13 protein-coding genes and 1 pseudogene are annotated in these 14,913 nt (G+C 63.6%); 11 read left to right on the plus strand and 3 right to left on the minus strand.

Annotated features, from left to right (window positions below):
* Positions 1-129: 129 nt before the first annotated feature.
* The 8 genes from ABOC32_RS13290 to ABOC32_RS13325 all read left to right on the plus strand — a co-directional run bounded on the left by ABOC32_RS13290 (position 130) and on the right by ABOC32_RS13325 (position 10,183).
* On the plus strand, positions 130-1,284 hold the full coding sequence (locus ABOC32_RS13290) for a mandelate racemase family protein (RefSeq protein WP_426811341.1): 1,155 nt from the start codon (positions 130-132) through the stop codon (positions 1,282-1,284).
* Between the two features lie 69 nt (positions 1,285-1,353).
* Positions 1,354-2,964, plus strand: coding sequence for an ABC transporter substrate-binding protein (locus ABOC32_RS13295; protein ID WP_426811342.1), 1,611 nt, complete (start codon positions 1,354-1,356; stop codon positions 2,962-2,964).
* 66 nt (positions 2,965-3,030) lie between these two features.
* Positions 3,031-4,068 (plus strand): ABC transporter permease, encoded by a 1,038-nt coding sequence (locus ABOC32_RS13300; RefSeq protein ID WP_023047279.1) that lies wholly within the window; start codon positions 3,031-3,033, stop codon positions 4,066-4,068.
* 55 nt (positions 4,069-4,123) lie between these two features.
* Positions 4,124-5,734, plus strand: coding sequence for an ABC transporter substrate-binding protein (locus tag ABOC32_RS13305; protein WP_426811343.1), 1,611 nt, complete (start codon positions 4,124-4,126; stop codon positions 5,732-5,734).
* Between the two features lie 62 nt (positions 5,735-5,796).
* Positions 5,797-6,714 carry an ABC transporter permease gene (locus ABOC32_RS13310; protein ID WP_426811344.1) on the plus strand — a complete coding sequence of 306 codons (918 nt, stop codon included), beginning with the start codon at positions 5,797-5,799 and terminating at the stop codon, positions 6,712-6,714.
* Between the two features lie 11 nt (positions 6,715-6,725).
* Positions 6,726-7,565, plus strand: coding sequence for an ABC transporter ATP-binding protein (locus ABOC32_RS13315; RefSeq protein WP_024717435.1), 840 nt, complete (start codon positions 6,726-6,728; stop codon positions 7,563-7,565).
* A 10-nt stretch (positions 7,566-7,575) separates the two neighbouring features.
* Complete coding sequence (locus ABOC32_RS13320; RefSeq protein ID WP_426811345.1) at positions 7,576-8,352, plus strand: ABC transporter ATP-binding protein; 777 nt, start codon at positions 7,576-7,578, stop codon at positions 8,350-8,352.
* A gap of 28 nt (positions 8,353-8,380) precedes the next feature.
* The gene (locus ABOC32_RS13325) at positions 8,381-10,183 is read left to right on the plus strand and encodes a glycosyl hydrolase family 28 protein (RefSeq protein ID WP_426811346.1); all 1,803 of its coding nucleotides are present in this window, start codon (positions 8,381-8,383) and stop codon (positions 10,181-10,183) included.
* Positions 10,184-10,185: 2 nt separating this feature from the next.
* Here the strand turns inward: ABOC32_RS13325 and ABOC32_RS13330 are convergent, their stop codons facing one another.
* The gene (locus tag ABOC32_RS13330) at positions 10,186-10,932 is read right to left on the minus strand and encodes a FadR/GntR family transcriptional regulator (RefSeq protein ID WP_426811347.1); all 747 of its coding nucleotides are present in this window, start codon (positions 10,930-10,932) and stop codon (positions 10,186-10,188) included.
* 96 nt (positions 10,933-11,028) lie between these two features.
* On the opposite strand from ABOC32_RS13330, the gene ABOC32_RS13335 reads away from it, so the two are divergent.
* A complete protein-coding gene (locus ABOC32_RS13335) occupies positions 11,029-11,757 on the plus strand; it encodes a FadR/GntR family transcriptional regulator (RefSeq protein WP_426811348.1) in 729 nt (242 codons plus the stop codon).
* Here the strand turns inward: ABOC32_RS13335 and ABOC32_RS13340 are convergent.
* A complete protein-coding gene (locus ABOC32_RS13340; RefSeq protein ID WP_426811349.1) occupies positions 11,717-12,625 on the minus strand; it encodes a LysR family transcriptional regulator in 909 nt (302 codons plus the stop codon). The two genes, ABOC32_RS13335 and ABOC32_RS13340, sit on opposite strands and share 41 nt — an antisense overlap.
* Positions 12,626-12,741: 116 nt before the next feature.
* On the opposite strand from ABOC32_RS13340, the pseudogene ABOC32_RS13345 reads away from it, so the two are divergent.
* Positions 12,742-13,156 (plus strand): annotated as a pseudogene (locus ABOC32_RS13345) (hypothetical protein); the annotation flags it as partial.
* 119 nt (positions 13,157-13,275) lie between these two features.
* Positions 13,276-14,559 carry a salicylate 1-monooxygenase gene (gene salA, locus ABOC32_RS13350; RefSeq protein WP_426811350.1) on the plus strand — a complete coding sequence of 428 codons (1,284 nt, stop codon included), beginning with the start codon at positions 13,276-13,278 and terminating at the stop codon, positions 14,557-14,559.
* Positions 14,560-14,619: 60 nt separating this feature from the next.
* On the opposite strand, the gene ABOC32_RS13355 is transcribed toward salA, so the two are convergent.
* The gene (locus ABOC32_RS13355) at positions 14,620-14,805 is read right to left on the minus strand and encodes a hypothetical protein (protein WP_426811351.1); all 186 of its coding nucleotides are present in this window, start codon (positions 14,803-14,805) and stop codon (positions 14,620-14,622) included.
* Positions 14,806-14,913 lie beyond the last annotated feature (108 nt).

Here is a 14,913-nt window from a genome sequence, read left to right on the forward strand (position 1 = left end):
GGTTAGCAGGTTCTTCTCGACTATTTTGTCGGTTTGAAGAGGTGCTTTTCAAATGTTGTATGATGACGTAGGATTGCCTCCAGAGCGTGACTCACCCGCCACAAATCCAATAAGAAGGCTCAGACGTCCATGATCATTACTGCTGTAAACGTCCAGGTGTTTTCCTACCCCACGCGCCGCGCTGTAGACAGCGCCGGCCATGCCCATCCGGGCGACGTGACCCAGGCCAGGATGGCCTTGCTGCGAATCAGGACTGAGTGCGGCAACGAAGGCTTCGCCTTCGGCGCTCCCGAGCTGATCCGCCCGTATGTGCTGGATGGCTTCGTGCGCAAGGTGCTGGTCGGCGCCAATGCCTTCGACCGCGAAAAAATCTGGCACGACCTCGCCCACTGGCAGCGCGGCAGCGCAAGCCAGCTCACCGACCGCGCCCTGGCACTGGTCGAACAGGCCCTGTGGGACTGGGCCGGGCGCAAGCTCAAGGTGCCGGTGCACAAGCTTATCGGTGGCTACCGCGACAAGGTCCCGGCGTACGGTTCGACCATGTGCGGTGACGAGCTGCCGGGCGGCCTGTCGACCCCTGAAGAGTACGGCCGCTTCGCCGAGACCCTGGTCAAGCGCGGCTACAAGGCGATCAAGCTGCACACCTGGATGCCGCCGGTGTCGTTCGCCCCCAGCGTGAGCATGGACATCAAGGCCTGCGCCGCCGTACGTGAAGCGGTCGGCCCGGACATCGCGCTGATGATCGACGGCTATCACTGGTACAGCCGCACCGAGGCGCTGACCGTCGGCCGTGCCCTGGAGAAGCTGAATTTCGCCTGGTTCGAAGAGCCGATGATGGAAGACTCGGCCGAGTCCTACGCGTGGCTGGCCGGCCAGTTGGACATCCCCGTGCTGGGCCCGGAAAGCCTCGGTGGCAAACACCTGAGCCGCGCCAGTTGGGTCAAGAACGATGTCTGTGACATCCTGCGCGCCGGCGTTGCCGGGGTGGGGGGCATCGCCCCGTGCCTGAAGGTCGCGCACATGGCCGAGGCGTTTGGCATGGATTGCGAGATCCACGGCAACGGTGCGGCCAACCTGGCGGTGGTCGGCGCGATCAAGAACTGCACCTGGTACGAGCGCGGCCTGCTGCACCCGTTCCTCGACTATGACGAAGTACCGGCCTACCTCAAGCGCCTGGTCGACCCGATGGATGAAGACGGCTTCGTGCACCTCTCCGACCTGCCTGGCCTGGGGGAGGAGATCGACTTCGACTACGTCGAGACCAACACGCTGCAGCGCTTCTGATTCGTGCATGGCGGCACGCCTCGATGCGTGCCGCCCGAGAGTCCAATAACTATAAAAAGGCTATCTCACATGAGCGTTCTCCCCAAATTCTGGGCGGGGGTCCTGGCCGCATCGCTGGCGATGACGTCGGTACCTGCCGCTTTCGCCAAGACCCCCGCCGACCAGTTGATCGTCGGCATGAGCATGATCAACCTGCTGTCGCTCGACCCGGCCGCCGCCACCGGCCTGGATGTCTCCGAGGTCAATGCCAACCTCTATGACATGCTGCTGGTGCAGGACGTCAAGCAGCCGGACCAACTGGTACCGGCCCTGGCGCAAAGCTGGCAGGTCAGAGACGACCGCAAGACCCTCACCTTCACGCTGCGCCCCGGCGTGACCTTCCAGTCGGGCAACCCGCTGACCGCCGAAGACGTCGCCTGGTCGCTGCAGCGCGTGCTCAAGCTCAACCTGGCCTTGGCCTCGACCTGGAAGGCCTACGGCTTCACCGCCGGCAACGCCGCCCAGTACCTGCGTGCGACCGACGAGCACACCTTTGTCCTAGAGCTGCCGCGGCCAACCGACCCGATGTTGGTGCTCAACACCCTGGCGACCTCGCCCAGCGCTTTTATCCTTGACCGCAAAGTGGTCCAGCAACACCAGAAGGGCGACGACATGGGCGGCGCTTGGCTGACCACCCACGCCGCCGGCAGTGGCCCGTTCATCCTCAATGACTGGCGCGCCAACGATGTGATCCTGATGAGCCGTTACGACGGTTACTGGGGTGGCCCGGCCAAGCTCAAGCGCATCGTCATGCGCAACATGACCGAGTCGCAGTCGCTGCGCCTGATGGTCGAGCGCGGTGACCTGGACCTGGCCAAGGGCATGTCCGCACCCGACATCGAAGCCCTGGAGAAGTCCGATAAGGTGCGCACCCAGACCGTGCAGCGCGGCACCCTCTACTACGTTGCCCTGAGCGTCAGGAACAAGCCGTACGATGACGCCCGCGTGCGCCGCGCGGTACGTTCGCTGATCGACTACCAAGGCATCAACCAGACCGTCATGCCGCACTACGGCCAGCTCAACCAGCGCCCATTGCCGCTCGGCCTGCCGGCACGGCTGGACGATCCGGGCTACACCCTGAACGTCGCCGAGGCGAAAAAACTGCTGACCGAAGCCGGTTACCCGAATGGCTTCAAGACCACCATCCGCGTGCTCACCGAGCCGCCATTCATCAACATCGCCTCCAGCCTGCAGGCGACCCTGGCCCAGGCCGGCATCCAGGCGACCATCGTCACCGGCACCGGCAACCAGGTCTACGGCGCCATGCGCGAACGCAGCTTCGACATCCTGGTCGGCCGCGGCGGTGGCGGGGCCGAGCGTCATCCGCATTCGAGCCTGCGCACCCTGGTGTACAACCCGGACAACCGCGACGAAGCCAAGCTGAGCAACTTCCAGGGCTGGCGCACGTCGTTCTACAGCCCTGAGCTGAACGCGCTGATCGAGCAGGCCGAAATCGAGCCTGACAAGGCCCGGCAACTGGCCCAGTACCAGCAGATCCAGAAGACCCTGGACGCGCAGGTGGGGGCGATCCTGCCGGTGTCGCAGATGACCGACACCGTGGTGGTCTACCACGATGTCCAGGATTACCAGACCCACAGTGCGGCCACCACCCGCTACAAAGACGTCTACAAGTCGCGATGAGCGGGAGCGGGGCGTGCGCGCCCCGAACGCCTCGGTGTTGGCTGAACGCATTTTCAGGAGCCTGTTATGTTAGTTTCGACTGCCTCTGTGCTGGGCACGCGCGTGTCTGGCACTGCCCGCCGGGCGAGTACGGTCCTGGTGACCCTGCTCGGTCTGTTGGCGCTGACCTTCTTCATTGGTCGGGTGATGCCGCTGGACCCGGTGCTGGCCGTGGTCGGTCCGGACGCCGACAGCTCCACCTACGACCAGGTGTACCGGGCGATGGGCCTGGACCAGCCGATCTGGGTGCAGTTCGGGCTGTACCTCAACGACCTGCTCCACGGTGATTTCGGCAACGCCCTGCTGACCGGCCACCCGGTGCTGGACGACATCAAGCGGGTGTTCCCGGCGACCATCGAGCTGGCCACCCTGGCGATCCTCTTCGGTATCGTCATCGGCTTGCCACTGGGCGTGGTCGCGGCCAGCAACCAGGGCCGCCTTGGCGACCATGTGGCACGGGTGATCACCCTGTTCGGTTACTCCACGCCGATCTTCTGGGTCGGCATGATGGGCCTGCTGGTGTTCTACGCCTGGCTCGGCTGGGCCGGCGGGGCAGGGCGCATCGACCTCGCCTACGACGGCATGGTGCCGGACATCACCGGCCTGCTGCTGATCGACACGGCCCTGGCCGGCGATTGGGAAGCCTTCACCAGCGCGCTGCGGCACATCGTCCTGCCGGGGCTGATCCTGGGCCTCAACTCGGTCGCCTACATCAGCCGCATGACCCGCAGCTTCATGCTCGAACAGCTGTCCCAGGAATACATCATCACCGCCCGGGTCAAGGGCCTGTCGCGCCGCCAGGTGGTCTGGGGCCATGCGTTTCGCAACATCCTCGTGCAGCTGCTGACGGTGGTCGCTCTGGCCTACGGCTCGCTGCTCGAAGGCGCGGTACTGATCGAAACAGTGTTTGCCTGGCCCGGTTTCGGCCAGTACCTCACCAGCAGCCTGATGCTCGGTGACATGAACGCGGTGATGGGCTGTGTGCTGGTGATCGGGCTGATCTTCGTCGCCCTGAACCTGATCAGCGACGCCCTGTACAAGGTGTTCGACCCAAGGACCCGCTAAGCCCCGCGCGGCCAGCGCGAACACAGTGCATGACTATAAAAACAAGGACAGCCACATGAAAACTGTACTTCCGATCCTGCGCCTGAGCCTGCTGGGTGCGATGCTGGCACTGGGGCCGATGGCCGCCGTGCAGGCCAAGACCCCCGCCGACCAGTTGATCGTCGGCATGAGCATGGTCAACCTGTTCTCCATCGACCCGGCCAACGCCCCGGGCCTGGATGCCTCCGGGGTCAACGCCAACCTGTATGACACGCTGGTCAAGCGCGACCAGGGCAACCCGGAAAAACACCTGCCACAGTTGGCCGAACGCTGGGAGATCAGCGAAGACGGCAAGCAGGTCACCTTCCACCTGCGCAGCGACGTCAAGTTCCATTCCGGCAACCCGCTGACCGCCGAAGACGTGGCCTGGTCGCTGTACCGCGTGATGAAACTCAACTTCGGCCTGGCCACCACCTGGAAGGCCTACGGCTACAGCGTCGACAACATTCAGGGGCTGATCCGCGCCACGGGCCCGCACACCCTGGTGATCGAGCTGCCGCAGCCCGCCGACCCGCTGCTGCTGATCGACTCGCTGGCGATCTCGCCCAGCGCGGTCATCGTCGACCGTCAGGAAGCCGTGAAGCACGAGAAGGACGGCGACCTCGGCGCCGCCTGGCTGGTCACCAACGAGGCCGGCAGCGGCCCGTTCACCCTGACCAAGTGGAGCGCCAACGACGCCTTGGTGATGACCCGCTTCGACGGCTACTGGGCGGGCCCTGCAAAAATGAAGCGGGTGCTGGTGCGGCACATGACCGAGTCGCAATCACTACGGCTGATGCTCGAGCGCGGTGACCTCGACCTGGTCTACGGCATGGCCGCGCCAGACATCAAGGCCATCGAGCGCTCGCCCAAGCTGCAGGTGCAACCGCTGCAGCGCGGCACCATGTACTACGTGGCGATGAGCATGAAGCAGCCCGAATTCGCCAACCAGAAAGTCCGCGAAGCGGTGCGCAACCTGATCGACTACAAGGGCATCGACGAGCAGGTCATGCCGCACTACGGCATGCTCAACCAGCAGCCGATGCAGCTTGGCCTCGATGCCCGCCTGCCGGACCCGGGCTACAAGCTGGATGTCGCCAAGGCCAAGGCGTTGCTCGCCGAAGCCGGCTACCCGCAAGGCTTCACCACCACCATCCGGACCTTGTCCGAGCCGCCGTTCATCGACATTGCCGCGCGCATGCAGTCGACGCTCGCCGAAGGCGGGATCAAGGCCAGCATCGTCACCGGCACCGGCAACCAGGTGTATGGCGCGATGCGCGCGCGCAACTTCGAGATGATCGTCGCGCGCGGTGCCGAGCGCTACCCGCACCCGTACTTCAGCCTGCGCACCTTTGTCTACAACCCGGACAACAGCGACAGCGCCGGCCTGCCCAACTTCCAGGGCTGGCGCGCGTCGTTCTTCGATCAACAGCTCAATGCGCTGATCGACCAGGCGGGCGTCGAGCGGGACGCCGCCAAGCGCGTGAGCCTGTACCACCAGGCCCAGCAGCGCTACGACCAGCAGGTCGGGCCGATCATGATGCTCTCGCAGATGACCGACACCGCGGTGAGCGCGGTGGACGTCAAGGGCTTTACCGGCGATGACGCCGAGGCGACCCGTTACCTGGGCGTCTACAAGCAACGCTGAACCTGTCCGGGGGCGCCTGCGGGCGCTCCGGGCGGCCATGATTTCACACCGAGAACATGCCGATGATTGCCAACATGTCTTCTACCCAAGCAAGCGCCAAGCCGCAGGCCGACACCACGCCGGCCTCCAGCCTCGACGCCTTTTACAAAAGCTGCCTGCGGGTGCTGCGCCACCTGTTGCGCAACCCGATGACCCTGGCCGGGCTGCTGGTGGCCGTGCTGCTGATCGTGGTCGCCACCTTCGCCCCGTGGATCGCCACCCATGACCCGGTGGTGCAGAACCTCGCCAACGCCCTGCAGGCCCCCGGTGCCGCGCACTGGTTCGGCACCGACGAATACGGCCGCGACATCTTCAGCCGGTTGGTCTACGGCTCACGCATCACCCTCTACATCATTACCCTGGTGACCGTTATCGTCGGGCCGATCGGGCTGTTCATCGGCACCGTGTCGGGCTACTACGGTGGCATCGTCGACACGGTGTTCATGCGCATCACCGACATCTTCATCTCGTTCCCCAGCCTGGTCCTGGCACTGGCGTTCATCGCTGCCCTTGGCCCTGGCCTGGAGCATGCCGTGGTCGCTATCGCGCTCACCTCGTGGCCACCCATCGCACGGCTGGCAAGGGCTGAAACCCTGTCGCTGCGCAAGGCCGACTTCGTTGTCGCGGTCGAGCTGCAGGGCGCCTCGTCGACGCGCATCATCCTGCGTCACATCGTGCCGATGTGCCTGTCGTCGGTGATCATCCGCCTGACCATGAACATGGCCGGCATCATCCTCACCGCCGCAGCGCTGGGCTTTCTCGGCCTTGGCGCACAGGCGCCGCTGCCGGAGTGGGGCGCGATGATCTCCACCGGTCGACGCTACATGCTCGAATGCTGGTGGCTGGTGGCGGTACCGGGTGCGGCGATCATGCTGGTGAGCCTGGCGTTCAACCTGCTGGGCGATGGCCTGCGGGACATTCTCGACCCGCGTAGCGAGTAACTGGAGGCTTTATGTCGTCGCTCAAACTCAACGTCGAAGCGCTCAACGTACGCTTCGTCAACGGCAAGAAAGAAATGCACGCGGTGCGCGATGTGTCGTTCACCCTTGGCCGGGAAAAACTGGCCATCGTCGGCGAGTCCGGCTCGGGCAAGTCGACGGTCGGGCGCAGCTTGCTCAAGCTGCACCCCGGCAGCACGCAGATCACCGCCAAGGCCCTGCAGTTCGGCGATGTCGACCTGCTTAGCGCCAGCGAAAAGGCCATGCAGAAGATCCGTGGCCAGCGCATCTCGATGATCATGCAAGACCCCAAGTACTCGCTTAACCCGGTGGTCAAGGTTGGCGACCAGATCGCCGAGGCGTACCTGGCCCACCACAAGGCCAGCCGCAGCGAGGCCCGCGAGCGGGTCATGCTGATGCTGGAAAAGGTCCATATCCGCGACCCGAAACGCGTCTACAACCTGTACCCGCATGAAGTCAGCGGCGGCATGGGCCAGCGCATCATGATCGCCATGATGGTCATCACCAACCCGGAGGTGATCATCGCCGACGAGCCGACCTCGGCGCTGGACGTGTCGGTGCGTCAACAGGTGCTCAACGTGCTCGAAGAGCTGGTGGTCGAGCAGCAGATGGGGCTGATCTTCGTCAGCCACGACCTCAACCTGGTGCGCAACTACTGTGACCGGGTGTTGGTGATGTACGCCGGGCGGGTGGTCGAGTCGCTCGCCGCGTGCGACCTGCAGTATGCCGAACACCCGTATACCCGTGGCCTGCTGGCGGCCTTGCCGAGCATGGACAACCGCCGCCCGCGCTTGCCGGTGCTGCAACGCGACCCGCTCTGGCTCACCTGCTGAGGTAACTGACATGTCCATGATCCAAGCACAATCGCTGAACCTGAGCTTCGGCGTTGGCGCCACCCTCAACCAGGTGCTGCACGACGTCGACCTGGCCGTCGAGGACGGCGAGTCGTTCGGCCTGGTCGGCGAATCGGGCTCCGGCAAGACCACCGTGCTGCGCTGCCTGGCCGGCCAGTACCGGCACTGGAGCGGGGCGCTGAGCATTGCCGGCGGTGCGTTGCAGCACAAGCTGCCCAAAAAGCACTTTCGCAAGGTGCAGATGGTCTTCCAGGACCCCTACGGCTCGTTGCACCCGCGGCACACCATCGACACCGCCTTGCGCGAGCCGCTGACCATTCACGGCATGGCTGATCGCGACGACCGGATCAACGACATCCTGGTCAAGGTCGGCCTCAATGACAGCTTCCGCTACCGCTATCCGCACCAGTTGTCGGGCGGGCAGCGCCAGCGTGTGGCGATTGCCCGCGCGCTGATCCTCGAGCCGCGTGTGTTGCTGCTGGATGAGCCGACCTCGGCGCTGGATGTCTCGGTGCAGGCGGAGATCCTCAACCTGCTGGCAGACCTGCGCCAGCGCGAGAAGCTCACCTACCTGATGGTGACCCACGACCTGGGGGTGGTCAGCCACCTGTGCGACAAGGTCGCGGTGATGCAGCAGGGGCGTATCGTCGAGCAGTTGGACTGCCGGGCACTGAGCCAGGACCTGGCCACTCACGATTACACCCGAATGCTGGTGCAAGCCAGCCGCGACTTCAGCGCCGACGCTGCCCCGGCCATGTCGGCCTGAACCTGGCTCCAACAAGGAAGACAACAACATGCCGAATGCCAACCCTGCGCCCGCTTCGCTGGCGCGTGCTGCCCTGGCTGCCCTGGCCTTGGGCAGCAGCTTGCCGCTGTGGGCCGTGGAGGCCCCTGCGAAGCTCCAGGTGCCGACGCTGGCCTACGATGAGCAACAGATCATCCTGGTCTGGGAGAAGCCGGCCGACCACGCCGAGATCGTCGATTACCATGTCTATGCCAATGGCAAGCTGCTCGGTGCCAGCAACGCCAACAACGATCAGGTATCACCGGCCAAGCCTTACATCGACCACTTCTACCAGCAGGACACCCAGAACTTCCACCACCGCATCGCCATTCACAACTTCACCGCCCAAGGGCTTGCGCCCGATACCGAATACCGCTTCACCGTGCGTTCGGTCGATCGCAACGGCAACGAGTCGGCCGACAGCCCTGTGGTGGTGCAGCGCACCGCGGCCGTACCGGCACTGTTCAACGTGCAGCAGTACGGTGCCAGGGGCGATGGCAAGGCGCTCGACACGGCCGCCATCCAGCGTGCCATCGACGCGTGCAGCAAGGGCTGCAAGGTGCTGCTGCCTGCCGGTACGTACAAGAGCGGGGCGCTGTACCTCAAGAGCAACATGACCCTGGAAATCGCCGAGGGCGCTACCCTGCTGGGCTCAGAGCGTGCCGAGGACTACCCGCGCGAGGGCTATATCCAGTACCCGTATTCCACCACCGTGCGCCCGGCCTCGCTGATCAACGCCTTGCCGCGCGACCCGCAGGCGCATCAGGCCTTTGAGAACATCCGTATCGTTGGCAAGGGCACGATCGACGGCAATGGCTGGAAGCGTAACCCCGACGTGATCGACGAGCGCGGGCAGGCCTTACCCGTCTACCTGCCCAGCGACAACACCCGCTACATGCACGACGGCGTGCTGGCCAAGGCGCAAGTAGAGCGGGCGGTGGCCGAGGGCATGAACGTCAAGGACGCCTACGGCCAGATGCGCTCGTCGCTGATCACCCTGCGCAATGTGACAAACGTGTTCTATGGCGGCTTCACGGTGGTCAACCCGGCCTATCACGGCATCATGAACCTGGAGACGCAGAATGTGGTGCTGGCCAACACCACGCACCGTACGTACGACGCCAACAACGGTGACGGTATCGAATTCGCCAACAGCCGTGGGGCCTTGGTGTTCAACAACTTCTTCGATACCGGTGACGACTGCGTCAACTTCGCCGCTGGCACCGGTGCGGGTGCGGTCCACCAAAAGCCGCAGGAAGATGCGTGGATCTTCAACAACTACTTCCGCAAGGGCCATGGGATGATCGTGGCGGGCAGCCACACCGGCGCCTGGATCCAGAACATCCTGGCCGAAGACAACGTTTCGGACGGCACAGATACCGGCTTGCGCATGAAAAGCACCAACTTCATGGGCGGTGGCGCACGCCACGTGACCTTCCGTGACTCAGCCATTCGCAATACCGCAAAACAGGCCTTCATCTTCACCCTGGATTACAACGACCCGAATGCCAAGCTCGATTACAAGCGATCGACGGTGGCGGGGCAGTTCCGTGACATCACGGTCAGCGACGTGAGCGTGGAAAACGCCAGCACCGCTGCCATCGAGGTGAAGGGCGATAGCAGCCATGGCGCCTATCATCAGGGGCTGGTGTTCGAGCGTGTACGCTTCAGCGGGGCGGCCCCGGTCAAGATCGATGGCCTGAAAGATTCGCGCTTCGTCGGGCTTCGCTTCACCCACACCGGGGGTACCAACCCTTGGCAGGTACAGGGCAGCCAAGGGCTTGCCTTCACCGATGTGGAGCCTGCGCCTTAGCCTCAGGCCTCGCTGTAGAAAGCCTGTAGCCGTTGCGCCTCACGCAGGCGCGTACGGCTGTTGCTCAGGTGCAGGTACATGGCCGCGCGCGCCGCATCGACCTGGCGGCTGGCGATGGCGTCGTAGATCTGCTGATGCTCGATGTTGATGCCGGCCAGGTAGGTGCTGCGGTTGCTTTGCCCGGTGTAGGCGGAGTTCATGCGCGTGCGCGGGATCATCTTGGTGCCCAGATGCTTCATGATATCGATCAGGTACTGGTTGCCCGCCGCCTTGGCAATTTTCAGGTGGAACTGGAAATCAGCGTTGGTGGTGCTGCCGGATTTTTCCGGGCCCTGCATCAAGGCCTCAAGTGCTTGATGCAGTTCTTCGAGCGCTTGCGGCGTGGCCCGTTCGGCTGCCATGCCTGCGGCTTGCACTTCAAGGCTGAGGCGGTACTCCAGCAGGTCGAGCACATCGGACAACAGGCTGATGGTTGCCGGCCCCACGTTGAAGCTCTCTGGCGCCGGCATGTCCAGCACGAAGGTGCCGACACCATGGCGAGTCTCGACCAGGCCCGCGGCCTGCATGCGTGACAACGCCTCGCGAATCACCGAGCGGCTGACGCCTTCGGTTGCGATTAGCGTTGCTTCGGTGGGCAGCTTGTCGCCACGCTTGAGTGTGCCTTCGCGCATGCGCTCGGCGAAGCGTTCGACCAGCGCTTCGGCCAGGCGGCGGGGCGGTTGAGAGGGGCTGGCGGTGTGGTCTGGCATTGCTGTGCTCGTGTGTGAACAGCGGCCAGTATAGTGCGTTTTGGCCCCAGGCTGCGGGTATACTCCGGGGTCTTCCGCTTACCAAGGGTTCACTTGATGCCATCCGCGACCCCGGAAAAACGCCTGAATCTCGCCCAGCAACTGGTGCATGACCTGTCGCAGCAGATTCGCTCGGGTGAATTGCCAGCGGGTAGCAAATTGCCCACCGAAGAAGCCTTGACCAAAGCGCGAGGCGTAAGCCGTACCGTGGTGCGTGAAGCCATTTCCCGGTTGCAGGCCGAAGGTCTGGTCGAAACCCGCCGTGGTATCGGCACCTTCGTGGTAGACGCCATCCCGGCAGGTGACTTCCAGAGTACCGGCCCTGGAATGGGCGATGCTTACAACGAGGTGGCGATCATCGAGTTGCGGCTTTGCCTGGAGGTCGAGGCGGCTGCCATCGCTGCCCAGCGTGCCACCGCACAGCAACTGGCTGCCATGCGGGCGGCGCTGGATGAGGCTGTTGATACGCAGTCAGCGCCCTGCATGCGCACCGACTTCGAGTTTCACCTGCAGATAGCCCAATGCACGGGCAACAGTTTTTTCATCGACACCATGACCCACCTTGGGCATACCTTGTTGGCGGTGGCGCAGCAGGCCATGCCGGCGTGCGATGCCGAGCAGCGGGCACTGGAGGCGCGGGAGCGCCAGCAAGTGCATGACGCGATCACCCGCAAGGATGCGGGTGCCGCCCGCGCTGCCATGCGGCTGCACCTGATCAACTGCCTGACGCGCGCCCAGCGAGCGGTCAGTGAGTGTCCGAGAACAGATCGAACATCAGCTGCCTGAGCCATCGGTTTGCCGGGTCCTTGTTGTAGCGCCCATGCCAGAACAGGTTGATCTCGATGTTCGGCAACGCCACCGGCGGCGGCAGTACGCTCAGCCCAAACGGCACTTCGCAACTGGCGGCAAACCGCTCGGGCACCGTCGCCAGCAGATCGGTGCGCTGCAAGATATGCCCCACCGCTACAAAGTGCGGCACCTCCAGGCGAATGTTGCGCACTACCCCCGCCCGGGCATAAAACGTATCCACTTCACCATGCCCCGTATTGGCCGCCACCACGTTCACATGGTCGAAGCTCACGAACCTCTCCACGGTCAGTGGCTGCTGTGTGGCGGGGTGCCCTTTGCGGCACAGGCACACGTAGCGATGGTGAAACAGCCGTCGCTGGAAGAACCCCGCCTGCAAATGCGGCAGCAGGCCTACCGCCAGGTCGATGGCGCCGTTCTGCAGCCCTTCGGCCAGGGTGTCCGCCGAGTTGCGCAGGGTGCTGATGGTGCACCCGGGTGCCAGCGTGGCAAAGGCGTCCATCAGCTTCGGCATGAAGTAGATCTCGCCTATGTCGGTCATGGCCATGGTGAAGCGGCGGTTGCTGGTGCGCGGGTCGAAGGTGTCTTGCCTGGCAAATGCATCGCGCAGCGTGTGAATGGCTGTGGTCACCGGGTCTGCCAGTTGCAGGGCGTAGGGGGTTGGCTCCATGCCCTGGTAGGTGCGCACGAACAACTCGTCCTGCAGCACAGTACGCAAGCGCTTCAGTGCATTGCTCATTGCCGGCTGGGTCAGGTCCAGGTTTTCGGCAGCGGTGGAGACTTTGCGGTCGATCAGTAGCTGGTTGAAAACCAGAAGCAGGTTCAGGTCCAGATCGCGTAATTCCATGATACCTCTCAGGTATTGATCGAGACGCGACGGGTATTGGTTTCAGGTTTTATCAGCGCCCAAATACAACGCTACCCGAAACCAGACTCACTGGGTATGCCTGAATAGTATTCACGCCGACGTATTTGCCGAATAACGCGGATCAACTGAGCTTGGCCTCTGCCCGTGGGGCAAAAGTCTCGATCCGCGAAATATTCAATGAAGGCCGGGCGATCAATACGCTTGCGTTGTGGGTCGCCTTCTTCTGCTGCCTGCTGATGGTTTATGCATTGAGTGCCTGGTTGCCCAAGTTGATGGGCGGTGCCGGCTACGCCGCACATACGCTCCACCAGCCTTGGCTGGGCGATGGGGATAGGGCGGCTTGGCGCGATTGTCGGGCCGCTGTTGGGCGGGGTACTGCATGGCGCGAACTTGCCTTATCAAAGCAGCTTCCTGGCGTTTGCCGTACCCGGTGCCATCGGCGCCGTCGCCGTTCTGGTGTTTATCCGGCGTCAGGTGGCTGCCCCGGCCTTCGCCGCGTTCGGCAAATAACCGGCTGAGGGATATTCAGGCGGGTGATGCCGTTTATGGGTTTCGCAATATTTATCAATGGCTGGCCAGCCGTAATGATTGGCGCATTCCAATAACAATCAGCCCCGAGGTACCTTGCAATGCAAAAAGCTACTGCGCTCGAAGTTTCCATTATTGGTGGGGGTATCGCAGGTGTTGCACTTGCGCTCGACCTTTGCCGGCATGCGCACCTGAAGGTTCAACTGTTCGAATCGGCCGCTGCGTTGGGTGAAGTGGGCGCGGGGGTGTCTTTTGGTGCCAATGCCGTGCGCGCCATTGCCGGCCTGGGCATTGCCGAGGCCTACGCCAACATTGCCGACAGCACGCCAGCACCTTGGCAGGATGTATGGTTCGAATGGCGTGACGGGCGCGACGCGCAGTACCTGGGCAGCAGTGTGGCGCAAGGGGTCGGGCAGTCATCGGTGCATCGGGCTGACTTCCTCGATGCACTGGCCAGCCAGTTGCCGGCGGGCATCGCACAGTTCGGCAAGCGTGCCCGGCAGGTCGAGCAAGTGGGCGAACGCGTGCGTGTGTGCTTTACCGATGGAACAGAACACCACTGCGATCTGTTGATTGGTGCCGACGGCATCAAGTCGTCCCTCCGTGACCATGTGCTCGATGGCCTGGGCGTGCCGCGGGTTTCGCCCCGGTTCAGTGGCACGTGCGCCTACCGTGGGCTGATCGACAGCGAGCGGCTGCGCGAGGCCTATTGGGCGCGTGGTATCGGCGAGCATCTGATCGATGTGCCGCAGATGTACCTGGGGCTCGACGGGCACATTCTGACCTTCCCGGTCAAACAAGGGCGGTTGATCAACGTGGTGGCGTTTGTGTCGGACCGGACCCAGCCGAACCCGCTATGGCCGCACGATGCGCCCTGGGTGCGGCAGGCCACACAGGCTGAAATGCTGAAGGCGTTCGAGGGCTGGGGGGAGGCGGCGCAGGTGCTGCTGGCGTGCATCGCAACGCCATCGTTGTGGGCGCTGCATGATCTTGCCGAGTTGCCGGGGTATGCCCACGGCCGGGTCGGGCTGATCGGTGACGCGGCCCACGCCATGCTACCGCACCAGGGCGCGGGGGCCGGGCAGGGGCTGGAGGACGCCTGGCTGTTGGCGCGGCTGTTGGCTGACCCGGAGGTTTTACAAGGCAGCCCGCAGGCGGTACTCCAGGCCTATGACGCTGTGCGGCGGCCGCGTGCATGCCGGGTGCAACGCACATCGAGGGAGGCGGGCGAGCTTTACGAGTTCCGTGACCCGGCGGTGCTGGACGATCGGCAAGTGTTGGGGAAGGTGCTGGGCGAGCGCTTTGACTGGCTGTGGAACCATGATCTGCAGGATGACCTGAAGCACGCGAGGAAATTGCTGGGGTTGCAGGTACAGGCAGCCTGAGTGGAAGGGCGTGGCATCGGCTTTACCGGCGTTCGCGGATAAAGCACGATGCCGGTCCTTTCACTGCAAGGTCACGGGTTTCAAGCTGCCTGGCAACTGCCGAAGGGTTGCTTCCATCGTTGCGATCGGCCCGGCGAGCTGGTCCGCTTCCTTGTCCTTGCCCTCCATTTTCAGGCGATCACGCTCAAGGCGCAGGTTAAGCAAATTCTTCTGCAGTTGCAGGGCCGAGGCATTGTACGGGTCCATGCTTTTCTCGCGCTGTGGGCTTCCGTGCCGTTGTAGGAAAAGCGGACCGTAGCAGCTCGAATTTCCTGTAGAAACTGATGTTTCATACAGGAAAACCCTCCTTAACCG

Origin of the sequence: Pseudomonas sp. WOUb67 (genome assembly GCF_050058005.1) — a bacterium.
Classification (GTDB): Bacteria; Pseudomonadota; Gammaproteobacteria; order Pseudomonadales; family Pseudomonadaceae; genus Aquipseudomonas; species Aquipseudomonas putida_R.